This window comes from Mycolicibacterium sp. XJ879, from assembly GCF_053483935.1.
Map to the genome: position 1 here is coordinate 214,646 of NZ_JBEFTH010000002.1, position 17,304 is coordinate 231,949.

The 17,304-nt window shown below is 66.8% G+C and carries 16 protein-coding genes and 1 pseudogene; 10 read left to right on the forward strand and 7 right to left on the reverse strand.

Annotated elements, in window-relative coordinates:
• Nucleotides 1-43: 43 nt before the first annotated feature.
• Together ABQF13_RS04735 and ABQF13_RS04740 are read right to left on the reverse strand one after the other, a co-directional pair.
• Nucleotides 44-2,185 (reverse strand): DNA gyrase subunit A, encoded by a 2,142-nt coding sequence (locus ABQF13_RS04735; RefSeq protein ID WP_448391580.1) that lies wholly within the window; start codon nt 2,183-2,185, stop codon nt 44-46.
• A 16-nt stretch (nt 2,186-2,201) separates the two neighbouring features.
• Nucleotides 2,202-4,244, reverse strand: a complete 2,043-nt coding sequence (locus ABQF13_RS04740; protein WP_448391581.1) for a toprim domain-containing protein — start codon at nt 4,242-4,244, stop codon at nt 2,202-2,204.
• Nucleotides 4,245-4,425: 181 nt separating this feature from the next.
• Here ABQF13_RS04740 and ABQF13_RS04745 point away from each other — a divergent pair, with 181 nt between their 5' ends.
• Nucleotides 4,426-5,814 (forward strand): oxygenase MpaB family protein, encoded by a 1,389-nt coding sequence (locus ABQF13_RS04745; RefSeq protein ID WP_448391582.1) that lies wholly within the window; start codon nt 4,426-4,428, stop codon nt 5,812-5,814.
• Here ABQF13_RS04745 and ABQF13_RS04750 read toward each other — a convergent pair.
• Nucleotides 5,804-6,685 (reverse strand): winged helix-turn-helix transcriptional regulator, encoded by an 882-nt coding sequence (locus ABQF13_RS04750; RefSeq protein ID WP_448392006.1) that lies wholly within the window; start codon nt 6,683-6,685, stop codon nt 5,804-5,806. The genes ABQF13_RS04745 and ABQF13_RS04750 overlap by 11 nt on opposite strands.
• A 32-nt stretch (nt 6,686-6,717) precedes the next feature.
• Nucleotides 6,718-8,208: a carotenoid oxygenase family protein gene (locus tag ABQF13_RS04755; protein WP_448391583.1), complete on the reverse strand. Its 1,491-nt coding sequence runs from the start codon at nt 8,206-8,208 to the stop codon at nt 6,718-6,720.
• 67 nt (nt 8,209-8,275) lie between these two features.
• On the opposite strand from ABQF13_RS04755, the pseudogene ABQF13_RS04760 reads away from it, so the two are divergent.
• The 3 genes and pseudogenes from ABQF13_RS04760 to ABQF13_RS04770 all read left to right on the forward strand — a co-directional run.
• Nucleotides 8,276-8,353 (forward strand): annotated as a pseudogene (locus ABQF13_RS04760) (hypothetical protein); the annotation flags it as partial.
• A 71-nt stretch (nt 8,354-8,424) separates the two neighbouring features.
• A complete protein-coding gene (locus tag ABQF13_RS04765) occupies nt 8,425-8,757 on the forward strand; it encodes an ArsR/SmtB family transcription factor (protein ID WP_448391584.1) in 333 nt (110 codons plus the stop codon).
• 2 nt (nt 8,758-8,759) lie between these two features.
• Complete coding sequence (locus ABQF13_RS04770) at nt 8,760-9,248, forward strand: SRPBCC family protein (RefSeq protein WP_448391585.1); 489 nt, start codon at nt 8,760-8,762, stop codon at nt 9,246-9,248.
• Here the strand turns inward: ABQF13_RS04770 and ABQF13_RS04775 are convergent.
• On the reverse strand, nt 9,217-9,702 hold the full coding sequence (locus tag ABQF13_RS04775; RefSeq protein WP_448391586.1) for a hypothetical protein: 486 nt from the start codon (nt 9,700-9,702) through the stop codon (nt 9,217-9,219). The two genes, ABQF13_RS04770 and ABQF13_RS04775, sit on opposite strands and share 32 nt — an antisense overlap.
• A 29-nt stretch (nt 9,703-9,731) precedes the next feature.
• Nucleotides 9,732-10,979: a L,D-transpeptidase gene (locus ABQF13_RS04780; protein WP_448392007.1), complete on the reverse strand. Its 1,248-nt coding sequence runs from the start codon at nt 10,977-10,979 to the stop codon at nt 9,732-9,734.
• A gap of 107 nt (nt 10,980-11,086) precedes the next feature.
• Between ABQF13_RS04780 and ABQF13_RS04785 the strand changes: the two genes are divergently transcribed.
• The 6 genes from ABQF13_RS04785 to ABQF13_RS04810 all read left to right on the forward strand — a co-directional run bounded on the left by ABQF13_RS04785 (nt 11,087) and on the right by ABQF13_RS04810 (nt 16,698).
• Nucleotides 11,087-11,821 (forward strand): DsbA family protein, encoded by a 735-nt coding sequence (locus ABQF13_RS04785; protein WP_448391587.1) that lies wholly within the window; start codon nt 11,087-11,089, stop codon nt 11,819-11,821.
• The gene (locus tag ABQF13_RS04790; RefSeq protein WP_448391588.1) at nt 11,821-12,720 is read left to right on the forward strand and encodes a cytochrome c biogenesis CcdA family protein; all 900 of its coding nucleotides are present in this window, start codon (nt 11,821-11,823) and stop codon (nt 12,718-12,720) included. The genes ABQF13_RS04785 and ABQF13_RS04790 overlap by 1 nt, the downstream gene beginning before the upstream one ends.
• Before the next feature lie 95 nt (nt 12,721-12,815).
• Nucleotides 12,816-13,190, forward strand: coding sequence for a BlaI/MecI/CopY family transcriptional regulator (locus ABQF13_RS04795; protein ID WP_448391589.1), 375 nt, complete (start codon nt 12,816-12,818; stop codon nt 13,188-13,190).
• Nucleotides 13,187-14,116: a M56 family metallopeptidase gene (locus ABQF13_RS04800; RefSeq protein ID WP_448391590.1), complete on the forward strand. Its 930-nt coding sequence runs from the start codon at nt 13,187-13,189 to the stop codon at nt 14,114-14,116. The genes ABQF13_RS04795 and ABQF13_RS04800 overlap by 4 nt, the downstream gene beginning before the upstream one ends.
• A gap of 290 nt (nt 14,117-14,406) precedes the next feature.
• Nucleotides 14,407-15,834, forward strand: a complete 1,428-nt coding sequence (locus ABQF13_RS04805; RefSeq protein WP_448391591.1) for an RNA-guided endonuclease InsQ/TnpB family protein — start codon at nt 14,407-14,409, stop codon at nt 15,832-15,834.
• A gap of 105 nt (nt 15,835-15,939) precedes the next feature.
• Nucleotides 15,940-16,698, forward strand: coding sequence for an SCO6745 family protein (locus ABQF13_RS04810; RefSeq protein ID WP_448391592.1), 759 nt, complete (start codon nt 15,940-15,942; stop codon nt 16,696-16,698).
• Here ABQF13_RS04810 and ABQF13_RS04815 read toward each other — a convergent pair.
• Nucleotides 16,695-17,240 carry a TetR/AcrR family transcriptional regulator gene (locus tag ABQF13_RS04815; RefSeq protein WP_448391593.1) on the reverse strand — a complete coding sequence of 182 codons (546 nt, stop codon included), beginning with the start codon at nt 17,238-17,240 and terminating at the stop codon, nt 16,695-16,697. The genes ABQF13_RS04810 and ABQF13_RS04815 overlap by 4 nt on opposite strands.
• Nucleotides 17,241-17,304 lie beyond the last annotated feature (64 nt).

A 17,304-nucleotide genomic window follows, 5' to 3' on the forward strand; every position in this document is an offset into this window, starting at 1 on the left:
TCTTCGAAAACGTCGCGCACAAGCTCACATTCGGCACCGCCAGCTACTCCACCGGGGTCACGTTCGAACCCGAGCCCTTGATCGAGGCCTTCGCGCGCTTCTCGGCAGGCACCCGCCGCTTGCCCCGCATAAAACCGTTCGGTGAGACCGTCGCCGAACGCAGCGCGTTCTCGCCACGCACGAACGGGTGGAATCCGACCCCGGCGCCGCCGCGGCCCTTGACCGGAATGTCCGGCACTTCCGTTACCTTCCAGCCTTTTTCGGATACCGACAGGATGGCCTCGTCGTTGCCGCACGACAGGGGCAGCGCGGCAATCACCTCGTCGCCGTCACCGGCCAGCTTCACGCCCGCCACGCCGTTGCCGGCCACGCCCTGCGGGTTCACCGCGGCCGGGTCGATGCGCAGGATCTTGCCGCGCCGGGTCACCAGCGCCAGATGGAAATCTGCGGGCAGCACGCCTGAGCGCAGCAGCGTCGTGATGTCCGGCGCCACCGGGATGTCGCGGATCTTGTACGGCAGGCCTGCACCGGTGGTGAACTTCACCCGGCCGTCGGTCCACACCGCCCAGCCCAGCCCGGAGGTGAGCAACTCACCGTGGCTGTCGGAGAACACCCCTCGCTCGTCGAGCCGCCAGGCCGTGTTGACCTTGCGCTCACGGGGCCCGTCGTCGCCGCCGCCGTTGGCGGTGACCGGGGCGGCCTCGAAGTCCAACACGGTGCGCCGGTCGAACTCCGGGCCCTTGAACAGCTTCGCGGTCTCGACCAATTCCTTATCGATGACCTTCCGCCGGGCATCCGGATTCGACACCAGCTCAGTGAGATCGACGAACTCCTGGTCGAGCCGCTCAGCCTCGGCCCGCAGTTCGATGACGTCGAGCTTGGTCAGCCGGCGCAGCTGCAGCGCCAGCACGTAATCGGCCTGCACGGCGTCGATCGTGAACCGGTCCTGTAGTCCCTGACGCGCTTCGTCGACGGTTTCGGAGCTCCGAATCACCGCGACGGCAGCATCAATATCCAGGTGGATGGTCATCAAGCCGGCCACCAGATGGCGTCGCGCGGTCACCTTTTCCAGCCGGTACTCGCTGCGGTGCAGCACCACCGAATCGCGCAGCGACAGGAACGCGGCGATCAACTCGCGCACCGACCACCACCGCGGGACCCGGTTCTCGTCGAGCGCGACGAGGCTGGCGGCGAACGTCGACTCCAGCGGGGTGAGGGCCAGCAGCTGCTCGCGGATCTTCTCGGCGTCGTGGCCGCGTTTGGCGGTGACGACGATTCGCAGCCCGTTGCGGCGGTCGGTCAAATCCGACATGTCGGCGACGCCGGACAGCTCGCCGGAGTCCACCAGGGCCCGGATGCGTTCCTGCACAGTGTTACTCGCGATACCGGGCGGCAGCTCGGTGATGATGCAGTTCTTGCCCTCGACGCTCACCGTCCCGCGCACGGTGAAGTGGCCCCGGCCGGTGGTGATGTATTCCCGCAGACCTGCCGTGCCGACCACGCTGGCGCCGGAACCCCAGTCCGGTCCGGGAATCAGCTTCACCAGACGGTCGTCGGTCATATTCGGGGTCTTCAGCAGCGCGCGGCAGGCAGCCATGATCTCGCGAGGGTTGTGGGCAGGCACCTTGGTGGCCCACCCCTCGGCGATGCCGACAGCGCCATTGCACAGCAGCACCGGCCACTGGGCCGGCAGCACGGTGGGCTCGATCCATTCACCGTCGAAGGTCGACGTCATCGGCACGGCGTGGCTGTCGAGCTCGGCGGTCAACGCGGCACCGGCTGCGGATAACCGCATCTCGGTGTAGCGGTCGGCGGCCGGGATATCGCCCTGGATACGGGGGAAAGCGCCCTGTCCGTCAATGACTTTCACGCGCTGGAAGTCGGCGGCCATCAGCGCCGCCGCGCCGTACATCGAGGTGCCGCCGTGCGGGTGCAGGTTGCCGGTGACCGCGGAGCAGATCTTCGACGACTTCTGCGGCTTGTTGCCGGGCTGCAGTTTGGACTCGTGCATCTGGTAGAGCAGCCGGCGCTGACCCGGCTTCAGACCGTCGTAGGCCGACGGGATCGCGCGGTCACTGACGCTGTAGAGCGCGAAGGTCAGCTGGTAGAGGTTCCAGTAATCGTCGGCGCTCTGGTCGCGGACGAGGTCCGGATTCTGTTCGGGGATTTCCAGGGTGGCGGTCACAGTGTCTGCCTATGTCTTAATCGAGGTCGAGGGAATTGGTGTCGACGCGGGCGGCGATCTCGGCCATCCACGTGCGCCGACCCTCGGGCGGCCCGCCGAACAACGTGTGGTGCAACTTGTTTTCACCGTCGTCGGGGTGGACGCGAATTACCGTGCGCCGCTGAGGATCCAGCACGGTGTTCCAGAAGTCATCGGCGTCCATCTCGCCGAGACCCTTATTGCGCTGCACCTCCACCTTGCGCCTCGACGTCTCCTTGAGCTTGGCCACCGCGGCGTCGCGCTCGGATTCGTCCTGGCAGTAGATCCGCTGCTGGCCGTCCTTGACGACGAACAGCGGCGGCAGCGTCACGTACACCATGCCGGCCTCGACCAGCGGTCGGTAGAAGTCGAGGAACATCGAGATCAGGCTGGAGTTGATGTTGCCGCCGTCGGGGTCGGCGTCGGAGGCGAACAGGATCCGGTCGTAGCGGCACAATTCGGGGTCGCAGCTGTCACGTACGCCGCAGCCCAGAATGCGTTCGATCGCGTCGAACTCGTCTTTGCCCCGCGCCTTGGACAGCGCAAACCCGTAGACGTTGGGCGGCTTGCCTTTCAGTGGGAACGCGGCCTGGAAGGTGGCGTCGCGCGCGGCCTTGATGGTGCCCAGCGCCGAATCACCCTCACACAGGAACAACTCCGCGCCCGATCCTCGCCCGGTCTCGCGGCTGGGGAGCAGTTTGGGCGGCAGCGACAGGTTTGTGCCCAGCCCCTTGGCCTTCGAGGCGGCGCGGGACCGCGCTTTGGCCCCTTCTGCGCTGCGTCGCGCCCGGGCGGCCTCCAGGGCCAGCTTGGTCCACAAGGTCACGGTGTCGCTGTTGGCGGGGTTGGCAGCCCAGACGGTGACGCTGCGCGCGACATCCGGGGCCATCGCGACGTTCAGCGACCGCGACGAGACCGCGGTCTTGGCCTGCGAGTCCCAGCCGACATCCGGCGCGCGGGTATCCACGGCAAGGGCGGTGACCGCCGCGAAATCCTGTGGCTCCGGGCCGTCCTCACCCTTGGCCAGGCCCAGATCTCGCATCCGCGACGCCCGGTCGGCGAGCGCCTCAGAAAGGCCCTTGACGGTAGCCGTCAGGTGCGATCCGCCGCCGGGGGTGCGCACCGTGTTGCAGAAGGCGGCCACCGTCGCCGGTTCGGCCGGGCCCGCGGTCAACGACCAACGAAACGGCGTCGGGCCGCGACCGGTGGTGTACTCGCCGTGGCCCTCCACCACCGCGCGCACCTCCGGCGCGGGCGCCCCGGCCGCCGTGCACATCAGGTCCAGCAGGGTGTCGGTGCCCCACGGGCCGTCGAACGGTTCGAGCAGCGCCGGCGGAACTTCGTCCCCGGGCCAGCCCTCGTCGGTGACGACCAGGTGCACACCCGGCGACATCCGGGCCGCGGCGTGCGCGCGCAGCAGTACCTCGCCGATGTCGATGGTGGAATCGGCGACGACGGCCGGGTCGAACAGGATCCGCACCGTGGTGCCGTGCAGATCGGGCTTGCGGTTGCCGGTGCCGCGCAGCTTCTGGGTGTCGTTGCGGGTGAACGGCGCGTCGGGGTCGAACCCGCGGCTCCCGGCGCCCTCGAACGTCCCGGGATAGCCGCGGCCGAAGCTCTGCAGATAGGTCTTGCCGGCGCGGTGCACCGTGACGTCGGTGCGGGCCGAAATGAATACCGCCGCCGCGGCGCCGATGCCGTTGAGACCGGCGCCGGTGCTGGTCGCGTCGGTGTGCTCGGAGAATTTCCCGCCGGCCCGCGCGGTGCCCAGCGTCTTTACGATGCCGTTCTTCTTCGTCGTCGCATCGGTGTCGACCGGCAGACCGCGACCGTCGTCGGTGACGCTGACGGATCCGTCGGCGTGCAGGGTGATCGTCACGGTGGAGCCACCGTGGCCGGGCTCGGCGACCTCTTCGATGGCGTTGTCGATGAGCTCACGCAACGCGGTGTTGAGCACGTCGAGCCCCAGGTTCACCGCCGGCCGCAGACGGGTGTGCTGGACATCATCGAGCTCGGTGATGTCGGCGGCGGTGTAACTCACTGCTGGTCCTTATATCTTGCTTCGGACAGGGGCCGCAGGAATCGTAGACGCTGGCACCGACAATTCCGCGCTGCCCGCGCCGCCCTGGGCGGGGAGAGTGCGGAACCGCCATTCACATCAGCTGGCTCGTGAGATAGCGTCCGGATCAGTGTCCTGTTTTCCGGAGGGTGGGTTTAGCTGCATGACGGTGACTGGGGAGCGTCCGAAAATCCAGCTGGACGACGTCGAATTCAACCGGCGGGATCATCCGGACCGGCCGTTGCGGCCGATCCCGCCGGGCCGTGACCATTTCGCCGCGCAGTGGCGTCAGATGCGCGAGTTCATGTTCGGCCAGTGGATCGACATCGACAAAGAGGTCGAACCCAACGAACTCACGCGGCTGCGCGACGACTACTTTTGGCAGGGCGACGAGTACATCGTCGGGGTGGTCGACGCGTTCGAGCGCCTCGGCTACGAGAAGGGCCGCGCACTCTACGAACAGGCGCTGACTCAGGGCATCGACTCGCTCGAGGATCCGCCCCGGGAGTTCGTCGAATTCTTCGAACACCTCGAGCAGCTGCCGAGCCAGTTCGACCTCGAGGCCGCCGAACGCGGCCGCATGCTGGCGATGTCGGCCACCAAGACGGCCACCATGATCATCCAGGGGTGGGCGTTCTACGAGACGGCGATGACCGGAGACATCTCCGCATCCACCGGAGCCACCGGTCGCTTCGCCGACGACGGTCCGCGGCGCTTCATCGAAACCGCACGGGTGTTCGCGGAGTTCACCCTGCCCGACATCTTCGACCGGCACTCGGACGCCTTCCAGGATGTGATTCGGGTGCGGTTGATGCACGGGCTGGCCAGCCGTGGGTTGCGCCGGAAATGGGGTGACGACGTCTATCTCAAGTTCGGCGAGCCAATTCCGGTGACGTCACTGCTCGGCTTCGGCAGCGGGATGCTGCTCGGCCGGCTCGTCGACCACGCGTTCGGACGCAAGTTGACCCACCAGGAACTCGAGGACCTTGCCGAGTACTCGTCGTACTCGGGACGGTTGTGGGGCGCGCCGGAGCGGCTCTACTCCCCGACCGGTCTGGAGCTGATCAAGTCGTTGAACTACGTGCTGGCCAGGGGCGGCAACCCGTCGCCGTGGCGCGCCGAACTCGTCGACGCGATCGCGGGTCCCGCGCACCTGACGACCCTGACCGACGCCCTTCCCGGCGTCGTCAAGAAGTTGGTGGCTCGGCACGCCAACCAACTCACCGCAACCCTCGCGCTGGTTCCGGCGGGCGCAGTGTTCGGGTATCAGCAGATCGAGGCGATGGTGGCCGGCAGCTTCTTCGAGCCGCTGGGCTACAACTACGAGAGCCGTATCCGGATCTTCAAGGAGATCGCCAAACTCAACGTCCGCATCGCGATGGTGGCCGACAAGCTGCCGTGGTCCAACCCCATTCGCGAGCACAGAAAGAGGACCGGCGCGGCCGCGCGCGAGCGGATCGCGATGCTGAACAAAATCGCCAAGAATCGGCAGATCCCACTGACCTACACCAGCCATGACCAATCGACAAAGGGCGAAAGCTTCACCGGCTAGCGACCACCTCGACGGCGCTGCCGGCCAGGGCCTGCCCGCACTGATCGCAGGCCAACTCCGGAATGAACGGCTGCGCGCACTCGGTGTGGCCGAGGATCAACGCCGGGGTATCCGGAGAGCCGAGATAGCGCTCACCCCAGTGGATTGCGGTGGCGACGACGGGAAAGAACGCCAACCCTTTGGCTGTGAGGTGGTATTCGGACCAGTCGGCGCGCTGGGGGTGGGCGGTCGCCTGCAGGACGCCGATGTCGCAGAACACCCGCAACCGGTCGGCCACCACTGCCGCTGGTGCCGACAGTCGGCTCTGGAAGTCGCTGAACCGGCGCGTTCCGAGAAAGGCCGCCCCGACGACGGCCGATGCCCACCGGTTCCCGAAGATCGCCATGGTGTGCGGGAAGAGGCCGGCTTCGGCCGCTGCGTCACCGCGGATGCGGCGGCGCGTCGCTGCCTGTGGAACAGAGCGCTGCCAACCGCCGTCGGGCCCCCACCGGCCATCGATGACGTCCGGCCCGGCCGGCCGCCGGCAGTTCCCGCAGCGCAGCACCGGTGAGAAGTCGTGACCACATCCTTGGTGGCGCATGTCAGGCAGCGACGAGGTCTGGGTGTCCACCCAGGTGCGTTCCCAATGCCATATCGACACCAGCACCGGCCACAGCGCCTGGCAGGGTTCGGTGGGGTGGTAGTCGGCGCGTGGTGGCTGCGCCTGGTAGATACGCCGTTCCAGCAGCCCGTCGTCGACCAGCGTGCGCAGTCGGCTGGTGAGCACGGCGTTGGAGATGGGCAGCGCCGCGAAGTCAGTGAAACGCCGTGCGCCTAGCAGAGATTCGCGCACGATCAGCAGGGTCCACTCGTCGCCCAGCAGGGCGAGCATCCGCGCGACGGCGTTCAGGTCGCCGGACGCTGTCACTGGCGCCGGGGCCAGCGGCGTAACTCCTCGCCGGCCACCCAGGTGGAATGCGTTCCGCTGCAGATGCGTTCAGGCAACCGCAGGGTGCAAACCGGTCCGTTGCCGACGCGGGCGGCATCGAACACCAGGCAGTAGGACGCGTCGTCGTTCATGTCGGTGGTGAGCGTGACAAGGTAGCCGTCGTCCTCCGCGCCGCCGCCGGGTCGCGGCGCCATCGCGGTTTCGCTGCCGAACACCCCGTCGCCGAACATGAACCGCTCCTCGGTTCCGGTGAGCAGGTCGTGCTTGACCAGGCCGTCGAACAGGAACCACCCGGGCTTACCGGTCGCGGCATAGACGTAGCGGTACGGCCGGGTCTGAAAATCGCCGTTGAGCATGCCGAACTCAGTGAAGTTGTCACTGATCCGCTCTTCGGAGGTGGCCCCGGTGGTCAGGTTGAAGCGCCAGCGGTGCAGATGGGACTGAAAGCCGTCGAGCGCGAGGTAGCGGAAGGCCGCCTCCTCCAACGACCGAGCGCCTTCCGTCGACGGTGTCGGGTTGTCCTGGAAGAACCCGTCGAGCACGATTTCGTCACCGTTTTCGAACGCGTTGACGAAGTGCAACGCGTACGTGGGCGCGGCCTCGAACCAGCGCACCTGCGATTGGTCGCCGCGGCGGGGCAGCACGGCGAACCGCGACGGCAGGTCGGGGTGAAAGACCGGTGCGTGAATGTCGCGTTTGAGCAGCGAAGGCTCCCAGAACAGCGGGAAGTCGTTGAGAATCACGTAGTTCTCGGTGAACGCCATGTCGTGCGGCATCCGCGGGCCCGGCAGTTCAACGTCGGTGTGGTGCACGAGGTTGGCGTCCTTGTCGACGACCCCGTAGCGCAGGTAGGGCGCCTCCTTGCGGTAGCTGAAGAACAGCAGTTCGCCGGTGACGGGATCGACCTTGGGGTGCGCCGAGACGCCCCACGCCGGAAAGGAGCCGTGCCAGGTCTCCTTGCCGACGGTGTCGGCGGTGTGAGGATCGATCTGGTAGAGGTCACCGCACATGTAGAAACTGGTCAGCGCCACGCCGCGGTGCACGACGACGTCGGTGCTCGACGCGTCCTTCATGCGGGTACGAGCACCCCACCCGTCGGCGCGTCTGGCGGCCGAGGGCATCTCGATGAACCCCGCCCAGAGCGCCGCACCGGCCTCGTTCTCGGCGAGCAGGCCGTCGGTGCGCACGAACCTGTTGCGGTAGTGCGCTTTTCCGTTGCCGAACTCGACGATGTGGATCATGCCGTCGCCGTCGAACGGGTGGTAGGCCGTGGCGGCTGGGTGCAACGGATTTTCGGTGTTGCGCAGATACATCCCGTCCAGATCGGCGGGCACCTCGCCTGCGACGACGTCGAGGTCGTCGGCGCTCCACTCGTTCACCTGGGGCCGCCACGGACCGGTCCGATAGGGATGGTCGTCGTCGCTCGGCAGCGTCGAGGTCCAGGTATCCAGCAGTCGTACCCGCATATCGCGCAAGCTACAGTTGACAGAGTGACTCTGTCAACTGAACCATAGTCATATGACGGACGTGTAGATCCACGACTGCTTCACGCCCAGCGAGTACCTCGCCATCGATCACATCGGGCTGACCGGACCAGGCGAGTCGTGGCGCAGGAATGCCCGGTGTCGGTCACCGTCACGAGAACCCCCGATTGACAATCTACAACCGAGCGGTTGTATATTATGGACGTGACCGGTCAGGACGAGGAACGGGCGGACGCGTTCTTCCACGCCCTGGCCGACCGGACTCGGCGCGACATCCTGCGCCGGGTACTGGCCGGGGAACATTCGGTCACCGCACTCGCGGAGAAGTACGACATGAGCTTCGCCGCAGTGCAAAAGCACGTCGCCGTGCTGGAGAAGGCAGGCCTGATCTCCAAGCGTCGCCAAGGGCGAGAGCAATTGGCGAGCGGCGAGGTGGAGGCGGTGCGTTCAGTCGCCTCGATGCTCACCGAGCTCGAAGACGTCTGGCGTGGCCGCATCGCTCGCATCGACGACCTACTCAACGAGGAATAACCATGCCTGTCACCGACATCAGCAAGAACATCGACGACCTCACCCTGACGATCACCGCGGAGTTCGCGGCGCCCGTCGAGCGGATTTGGCAGATCTACGCCGACCCGCGCCAGCTCGAGAAGATCTGGGGTCCGCCGGGCTATCCGGCGACCGTGGTAGAGCATGCACTCACACCGGGTGGCACGGTCACCTACTACATGACCGGCCCCGAAGGCGAGAAGTTCGGTGGTTACTGGAAGGTCACCGCCGTCGACGAGCCACGCAGCTTCAGTTTCGAAGACGGCTTCGCCGACGATGACCTCAAGCCGGCGGGCGATATGCCCGTCGCGCACAGCGTCTACACGTTCGAGCCGATCGACAACGGGGCCACCAGGGTCACCTACGTCAGCACGTACGCGTCGGCCGAAGGGCTGCAGAAGGTGCTCGAGATGGGCGTCGAAGAAGGCTCGAGGCAGGCGATCAACCAGATCGACGCATTGCTCGCGAGCTGACACCGTCAGGCTCCGGAACTCCTTGTTGCATAGGGGTTCCGGAGCATACGACTCCGGACACGCAGGGCCGGCGTCGCCACCGCAGCACGACCAGGACCGTCAGCAACGCCAACGAGAACCCGGCCAGCACCGGTTGCAGGGGCGCCCAGAGGCTGAGCGCGCCGGACGCGCCGACCGCGAGCAAGACGAGTTTGTTGCAGACCGGGCATCCCACGGCGAACGTCACCAACGCGAGCCCAGAGGCCATCGACCCGGTGTTGCGCCGCGCACCTCCGATCGCGACCCACGCCGCCGTCAGCACACCGGTCGCGATCAGCACCGGATATTCCCACCACCGCACGGGCACGTCTCGACTGAACAACGGCGTGTCGATGATGTCGGTGGGCACGGCGATCACCACGACGGCGACCACCCCAGCCAGCAGCCCTTGGGCGTGCCTCTTCGTCACTTGCATCGCGCGGCCTTCCTGCGTTCGATCCCGTTTCAGCTCCGCAGCGCACTGCCAGCCAACCATTCGTCCCACGACACGCTCCAATCCCCGTTCTGCCAGATCGGCAACGGGTCCCCTTCAGTGTTGCGTACCTCGAAAACGTCGCCTGGACGGGAGAATTCGTAGAACCAACGGGCGTGGTCGGCGTTGACGTTCAGGCATCCGTGCGACACGTTGGTGTTCCCCTGGGCCCACACGGTGCTTTCCAGCTCATGGACATAAATCCCGCTGCTGGTGAGGCGGACGGCGTAGTTGACCGTCGTCCGGTAGCCCTCGGCCGAGTCGACCGGTAGCCCGTACGTCGAAGAGTCCATGACGACCGGGTTGGCCTTACCCATCACGGTGTACACCCCGGGCTGCGTCCAGAAGGAGATCGTTTTTCCCCCAATGGTTTCCGAGCCGCCCATGCCCATGGATGTGGGAATCGTGCGCACCAGTTCCCCGTTCTCGTACACGCTGATCTGCTTGGTTGCATCGTCGGCGATCGACACGTGCGAATCCCCGATGCGGAACGAGGCGTGGCTGGACTGCCCGCCGTAGCGCCCGTCGCCCAGATGTGCGCCGTAAATGTTTGCGCGTGCGGTGATTTCGGTGCCGGGGCGGTAGTAGTCCTTCGGACGCCAGTGCGCACGGCGGTCGTCCATCCAGTACCAAGAGCCCTCGACAGCGGGCACGGTGGTGACCGACAAGCGCTCCTCGGCGGCGGCGCGATCGGGTACCGACTCGTCGAAGCGCGCCACGACGACGGTGCCGACACCGTAAGTGCCGCCGTCGGCCAACGCGGCTCCCGAGGTGGTGGTGAAGGTGACCCGCGTCTGCTCCTGCGGTGTCAGCGTCGTGAACGTCGAGGTTTGGGTGGCGGGTATTCCGGTAGGGCCGGAACTCGACACGGTCACGGTGTAGGTGCGGCCGTACTCGAGCGCTGCACCGGCGGTCCAGGTGCGGCTATCCGAGTCCGTCGAAGCCGGCACCGCCTCGCCGGTGTCATCGACAAGCGTGACGCCGGTGAGGGTTCCGGTGCTGGCGCTGACCCGTACGTCGCTCAGGGGATTGATCCCGGTCGCCTGCGGCGGGGGCGCGATCGTGACGGACGCGGGCACCGCCGGCGGCGGTGTCGACATGGCAACGGTGTTGGCTTCTCCGGAACCCGAACGAATCTGCAGCCAACCGATCGCAACGACGAGGGTGATGACGAGCGCCACACCCGCTGACCACTGCAACCGCTTCTGGTGCGGACCGATCCCCACTTGCGGCCTCCCTCTCCCGATCGCATTGCTGCGGTAGGTGTGCTACAAATTCCTACGTACCTACGCAGTAGATACGTAGAACGCTAGCACGGAGGTGGACAGTGAGCGGTTCGCGGCGAGACAACGTCGGTAAGGACCTCATATTTCTCGGTGGTCTCGTCGTCGTCGCGGTAGCGCTGATCCTTTATCTGGTGATGGATGCCGACACCGACGTCGCTGGTCCGGCCGCGGGGGCTGCGCCGACCTCGATTGCAGCCAGCCCCGACGAACCCGCCACCGAATCCGGCGTCGCCCCGGTGGAACGCCGGCAGGACGGCGACCCGTTCGCGCTCGGAGATCCGGACGCCCCCGTCGCAATGGTGATGTTCTCCGACTATCGCTGCCCATTTTGTGCCAAGTTCAGCCGCGACACCCAACCCGAACTCGTGGAGCGCTTCGTCGAGGACGGCACCCTTCGCATTGAGTGGCGTGACTTCCCGATCTTCGGCGAAGAGTCGAAGCTGGCCGCTCGGGCCGGACGGGCAGCCGCCGAACAGGGGAAGTTCTGGGAGTTCAACGAGGCGGTGTACGCGGCATCACCGGATCGAGCGAAAGCCGACCTGAGCGAAGATGCGCTGATCGGCTTCGCCGAGCAGGCCGGCGTCGCCGATATCGACCGGTTCGTCGCCGGAATGCGCGGAACCGACTTCGACGACGCCATCAACGCCGACTTGGCGCAAGGTAACCGCATCGGCGTCCCCAGCACTCCGGCGTTTCTGATCAACGACGTCCCGTTGCTCGGCGCACAACCCACCGACGAGTTCGTGCGCGAGATCACCGAAGCGTTGAACAACTGATGAGCGGCATCGGTTTGCTCGGCGCGTTCCTTGGCGGGTTGGCTTCGCTGCTGAGCCCGTGTTCGGCGCTGCTCCTACCGTCGTTCTTCGCCTACGCGTTCGACCGGGTGCACCTGCTGATGCGCCGGACCTTCGTCTTCTGGATCGGGCTGTGTCTGGTGTTGATGCCGATGGGCGCCGGTCTGGGGTTCGTGGGCAGTGCCGTCACCCGCTACCGCAGCGAAGTCACGCTGATCGGCGGCCTGGTCCTGGTCAGCTTCGGCCTGATGACGTTGCTAGGCAAGGGGTTCCAAGTACCCGGCATACAGCGGTTGACGGACCGGATCAAGATCTCCAGCACGCTGTCGGTCCTCGCGCTCGGAGCGGTCTACGCGCTGGCCGGTTTCTGCGCTGGTCCGCTACTGGGGGCGGTGCTCACGATGTCGGCGATGGGCGCCGACCCGGTCTACGGTTCGGTGCTGATGGCGGTTTACGCCATGGGCATGGCCGCACCGCTGTTCCTGCTCGCCTGGTTGTGGGACCGCTTCGGGCTGGCCAACCGCACCGCGCTGCGGGGCCGCCCGGTCCGGGTGGGTCCGGTACAGACGCACACCACATCGCTTATCGCCGGGCTCATCCTGGTCGCGATCGGCGCGGTGTTCATCTTCACCGACGGCACAGCCAATCTCGGCGGTGTGCTGACCGTCGACGCGACCTACGACCTACAGGCATGGCTGGGTCGCCTGTCGGCCACCGCGGGTGATCCGGTCGTGATTCTCGGCGTCGTCCTGGCACTCATCGCCTGGCGCGGCTACCGGCTTTGGCATCGCCGCACCCAGGCTCGCACCGGTCCTGCGGATCCGAACTCGACGGAATCCGATTCCGGTCAGCGGCGGCGGGAAGGCGCATCCGTTGGGTGACAGAGCTACTATCGCGCTAAGTAGGTTGGGCATGGCCGGGCCCATGAGCCGCGGCGGGACGGCATGACGGCACAACGGTACGGGTGGTGTTAGACGTGGCAATCAGGGGATTCGGCGACCTGGAAGCCGTCGTGATGGACGTGCTGTGGTCCAGGTCGGAGCCGTCCACGGTGCGCAGCGTGCATGACGAGCTGGCCGCCAGGCGGCAGATCGCCTACACCACCGTGATGTCCACGATGGACAACCTGTTTCGCAAGGGCTGGCTGTCACGGGAGAAGGTCGGCCTGGCCTACCAGTACGTGCCGATCATGAGCCGTGAAGAGCACTCCGCGAAGCTGATGCGGACCGTGTTCGAATCCGGCGGTGACAGCGAGCTCATCCTCAACTTCTTCCTCGAACAGATGGCCGACGACGAATCCGCGAAGCTGCGGCAGGTGCTTCAGCGCGCGGCGGAAGGCGAGTCCACATGAACGCGGTCACGTTCCTGATCGCCTATGCAGTGGTCCTGAGTTGGCTGGCGCCTGCGCTGCTCACCAGCCGCCGCATCAATGGGTTGCATCCTCGGCTGTCGGTCGCCGCCTGGCTGGCGACGGTCGCCACCGCATCGATCGCGTGGGTATCGGCCCTGGCCATTCTGATCGTCAGCGCCGCGACGAGCCTGCTCACCGGCGCCGCGGTGACCTTCTGCGTCGAAACACTCGGCATCACCGGGGCTGTATTGCTGCCACCCGCACTCGCGACGATGTTGGTCGCCGGCCTCCTCGCGCTCACCGCCGGGGTGGCCGTTGAGACCGCGCGACGCGTGATCGTGGCGCTGGCCAGAACACGCCGCCGTAACCGCGAGCACGCCGAAGCGGTGCGGATCATCGGCCGGCCGGCCGACCACTCCGGCGTCGTCGCCGTCAGCGCGGAGCAGCCCGTTGCGTATTGCGTCTCCGGCGGACGGCGAAGCGCGATCGTCGTCAGCACCGCAGCGCTGGACCTGCTGAACCCGGCCGGGCTGGCCGCAGTGCTCGCCCATGAGCGCGCGCACCTGCGTGGACACCACCACCACGTCATTGCGCTCTTGAACGCCCTCGCCGCGGCGCTGCCGAAGGTGCCGCTGATGCGCACCGCAGCCCAGGCGGTGCCGCCCCTGCTCGAAATGTGCGCTGACGATGCCGCCAGCCGCACACACGGCCGCGCGCCGCTGGTCGCCAGCCTGGTCGCGTTGAGCACCCGCCACCGCGTTCCCGAAGGGGCGTTGGCTGCCGCAGGCGCCGCCGTGGTGGACCGCGTGGTGCGACTCACGCAGGCGGAGAACCGGTCGCGTCGACCGCAGGAGGTGGCGATGTCGGTGTTTGTCCTCGCCACCCTCGCGGCCCCGGCGATGGCGCTTGCGTTCTGCGGGCTCTGAACGTCGGGCGGCTAGTCGACCGCACGTCGAGAGTAAGAGGACCCGCCGTCGCGCAGCCCGCTGTGGCGGCGGGTTTTTTCATGTCCGGAACACGCCTAGAGCGTGTCGAACAACCGGCTGCGGTCGAGCCTGCTGACCGGTAGCAATTTGGCTGTGCTGGACGAAGCGTTCGTGTGCTTGCAGGGTGGTTTTCATACTGACGATCGATTCGGCGGCAGTGGTTGATCCAGTCCCTGGTGCGTTCCGACGGGCCAGGGATTTGTCGGTGGGCTGTGGAACGTTGACGGGTGATGAGTCGGCACACCACATTCCGCTTCTGTCTGGACCCCACGGTCGAGCAGTACGAGGTGCTGGCACGGCATGCCGGGGCGTCGCGGTTCGCGTTCAACCAGTGCCTTGTGATCGTGAAATCCGCGCTCACCGGGCGCAAGACCGATGCTGGTGTTGAGGTGCCGTGGACGGGGTTTGATCTGATCAATGCGTTCAACGCGTGGAAGAAAACCGAGGACGCCGGGCGGGTCTTCACCGTCGATGCCCACGGTGAGGCCGCGCTGCTGGTGACCGGACTGCCCTGGCGGCGTGCGGTGTGCCAGCAGGTGTTCGAGGAAGCCGCCGTCGACCTCGGTAAAGGCCTGAAAGCGTGGTCTGATTCGCGATCGGGAAAGCGTAAAGGCAAGCGGGTCGGGTTCCCGCGCTTCAAGAAGAAGAATGGGGGCATCCCATCGTTTCGGCTACGCAATAAACATCGGCAAGGCAAACCGCCGGCCATCCGCATCGGCGACAATAATCGCCCACGCTCAGTCACGCTGCCTGGCATCGGATTGGTCGGGGTGCATGACGACACCCGCCGGTTGCGCCGCATGCTCGCCAAGTGCCGGGCGAAAATCCTGTTCGCCACCATCAGCCACCACGGCGGCCGGTGGTGGATCTCGCTGAACGTGCAGGCCGCTGACCTGCACCCCGACCACCAACATCCGACCCGCCCTGACGATGGTGGCGGCTGGGTGGGCGTGGACCGCGGCCTGTCGGCGTTTCTGGTCGCCGCCACCGCCGAGGGCACCGAGGTCGCCCGCATCAGCGACGCGCCCAAAGCGTTAGCCGCCGGCATGCAACAGCAACGGCGGTTGGCGAGGTCGTTGTCGCGTAAGAGGAAAGGATCACATAACCGCAAGGATGCCGCGGCCCGGCTGGGTCGGCATCACCATCGTGTCGCCAATGTGCGCCGCCATTTTCTGCATCAGGTATCCGGCGAGCTGGTCAAGACCCACGACCGGCTCGTCATCGAGAACCTCAACGTGGCGGGAATGCTGCGTAATCATCGGTTGGCTCGCGCCATTTCCGATGCCGGCTGGTCAGAGTTCGCCCGGATGCTGCGCTACAAGCAGGCCTGGCGCGGCGGGCAGCTCGTCCAAGCCGACCGCTGGTACCCCTCGACGCGCCTGTGCCCCCAATGCGGGGTAGTCGACAGGGCGATGACACTGGCCGATCGGGTGTTCACCTGCGGTTGCGGGCATACCGCCGACAGAGACACCAACGCGGCGACCAATCTGGCCCGTTGGGGCCAGGCCCTTCACGACCCTTATCGATCCCCGGACCCCCAAGCAGGAGGCCGGGCCACCAATGTCCGCCGACGGGACGGCGCTGACCAACACCCTCGTGTTGGTGAAACCAGCCCGAATGACGCGGGAACCGACGTTCACACCGCACCCGCGGCCTGAACCAACGGACGCCCGAGAAGGGCGGCGCCGAACACCAGAGTTGTTCGACACGCTTTAGTCTCGTCCATCGGACCACCCGCGATGACGGAAGAGGAAGGATTCGCCATGCGCACCACCGACATGTTTGACGCCGCCGCCGAAACCGGAACCGCGATGGAGCAAGCGGTCGCGGTTTTCATGTTGCATCCGGAGACGTTCGGCGAGAGCGCTGCCGCCGGCTACGCGAACCCGTTCGCCGGATACGTCGCCGGCCGCGGTGGTGTGCTGGGTGAGACCACCGGCGCCACGGTCGCGGCGGTGTTCGCCGTGTTCGAACCCACCGGTTTGGCGGCGCTGTGGGACGAGGGCCGGGCGGTCGACGGCGCCGCCGGTGCGGCGCAACGCTATTGGGAACAGGCCGCCGAGTTCGCGCGCAAGTACCTCACCGGTGCGACGGGTCTGCAGCGCGTCGCCGAACTGGGGGAGAAGCTGATCGCCTCGACGCCGGCCGCCGGGCTGCCGCTGTATGCCGGATGGCGCGCGATGCCGTTGGCCGACGACGCCCCGGCACGCGCGTTGCAGGTGATGTTCGTGCTGCGGGAGCTGCGGGCCGGGGTGCACTTCAACGCGCTCACCATCTCCGGTATCGCCCCGATCGAGGCGCACATGCTCAACAAGGGCGCTCAGTACGCCGCGATGTTCGGGTGGCCCGAACCGTATGCCGACGGCGCCGATAAGAAGGACCGCTACGACGAGGTCGAAAACCTGACCAACCGGCGGATGACCGAGTTGTTCGACGCCGCTTACGACGTCGCCGAAGCCCAGGAGCTGGCCCGGCTCAGCACCGACGCGCTGGTGACGCTCAAGGCCAACGCCGCAAACTAGCTGGGCCAGCCCGCCAGTGCCCGTTCGGCCAGGGCGTGCAGATCCGCGCGGCTCGCCCCGCTTCGCGCCTGGACGGCGATGCCCTGGCACACCGCGGCCAGCCAGCGCGCCAACACCATGGTGTCGACACCGTACAGTTCGCCGTCCGCGACCGCCTCGTCGAACCGTTGGGCGATCAATTGCACGGTGTCCTCGCGCATTTCGGCCAGCCCCGGGCCGTCGTCGACCGTGAGGCATCCGCGCGGTCCGGTGCTGACGGTGTCGGCGGCGCCGTGCACCGCCGCCTCGGCGACACCGCGCGCGGTCGGCAGGGTGAGCGCCTCAACCAGATAACCTCCGGGTCCGGTGTGGTAGCGCTCGACGGCCCGCGCGTACAACTGTTTCTTGGACCCGAACTCGGTGTAGATGCCGCGGCGGTTGACCCCCGTTGCGGCGGTGACGTCGGAGATCGAGACGCCGTCGAAGCCGCGCGCCCAAAACAGCTTCATCGCCGCGTCCACCACCGCATCGGGGTCGAACTCCCGCGGCCGTCCCACCGCCATGGCCCAGCCTCCTCTCTGCGATCCCGAAAACCGGGAATATCCCCGCAACCTAATGTCTTGACCT

What these genes read in the sequence shown, in the direction of transcription:
- ABQF13_RS04805 (WP_448391591.1), top strand. Translation starts at nt 14,407, where the DNA reads ATGAGTCGGCACACCACATTCCGCTTCTGTCTGGACCCCACGGTCGAG.
- ABQF13_RS04800 (WP_448391590.1), top strand. Translation starts at nt 13,187, where the DNA reads ATGAACGCGGTCACGTTCCTGATCGCCTATGCAGTGGTCCTGAGTTGG.
- ABQF13_RS04755 (WP_448391583.1), bottom strand. Translation starts at nt 8,208, where the DNA reads ATGCGGGTACGACTGCTGGATACCTGGACCTCGACGCTGCCGAGCGAC.
- ABQF13_RS04810 (WP_448391592.1), top strand. Translation starts at nt 15,940, where the DNA reads ATGCGCACCACCGACATGTTTGACGCCGCCGCCGAAACCGGAACCGCG.
- ABQF13_RS04770 (WP_448391585.1), top strand. Translation starts at nt 8,760, where the DNA reads ATGCCTGTCACCGACATCAGCAAGAACATCGACGACCTCACCCTGACG.
- ABQF13_RS04790 (WP_448391588.1), top strand. Translation starts at nt 11,821, where the DNA reads ATGAGCGGCATCGGTTTGCTCGGCGCGTTCCTTGGCGGGTTGGCTTCG.
- ABQF13_RS04775 (WP_448391586.1), bottom strand. Translation starts at nt 9,702, where the DNA reads ATGCAAGTGACGAAGAGGCACGCCCAAGGGCTGCTGGCTGGGGTGGTC.
- ABQF13_RS04745 (WP_448391582.1), top strand. Translation starts at nt 4,426, where the DNA reads ATGACGGTGACTGGGGAGCGTCCGAAAATCCAGCTGGACGACGTCGAA.
- ABQF13_RS04750 (WP_448392006.1), bottom strand. Translation starts at nt 6,685, where the DNA reads ATGCTCGCCCTGCTGGGCGACGAGTGGACCCTGCTGATCGTGCGCGAA.
- ABQF13_RS04815 (WP_448391593.1), bottom strand. Translation starts at nt 17,240, where the DNA reads ATGGCGGTGGGACGGCCGCGGGAGTTCGACCCCGATGCGGTGGTGGAC.
- ABQF13_RS04765 (WP_448391584.1), top strand. Translation starts at nt 8,425, where the DNA reads ATGGACGTGACCGGTCAGGACGAGGAACGGGCGGACGCGTTCTTCCAC.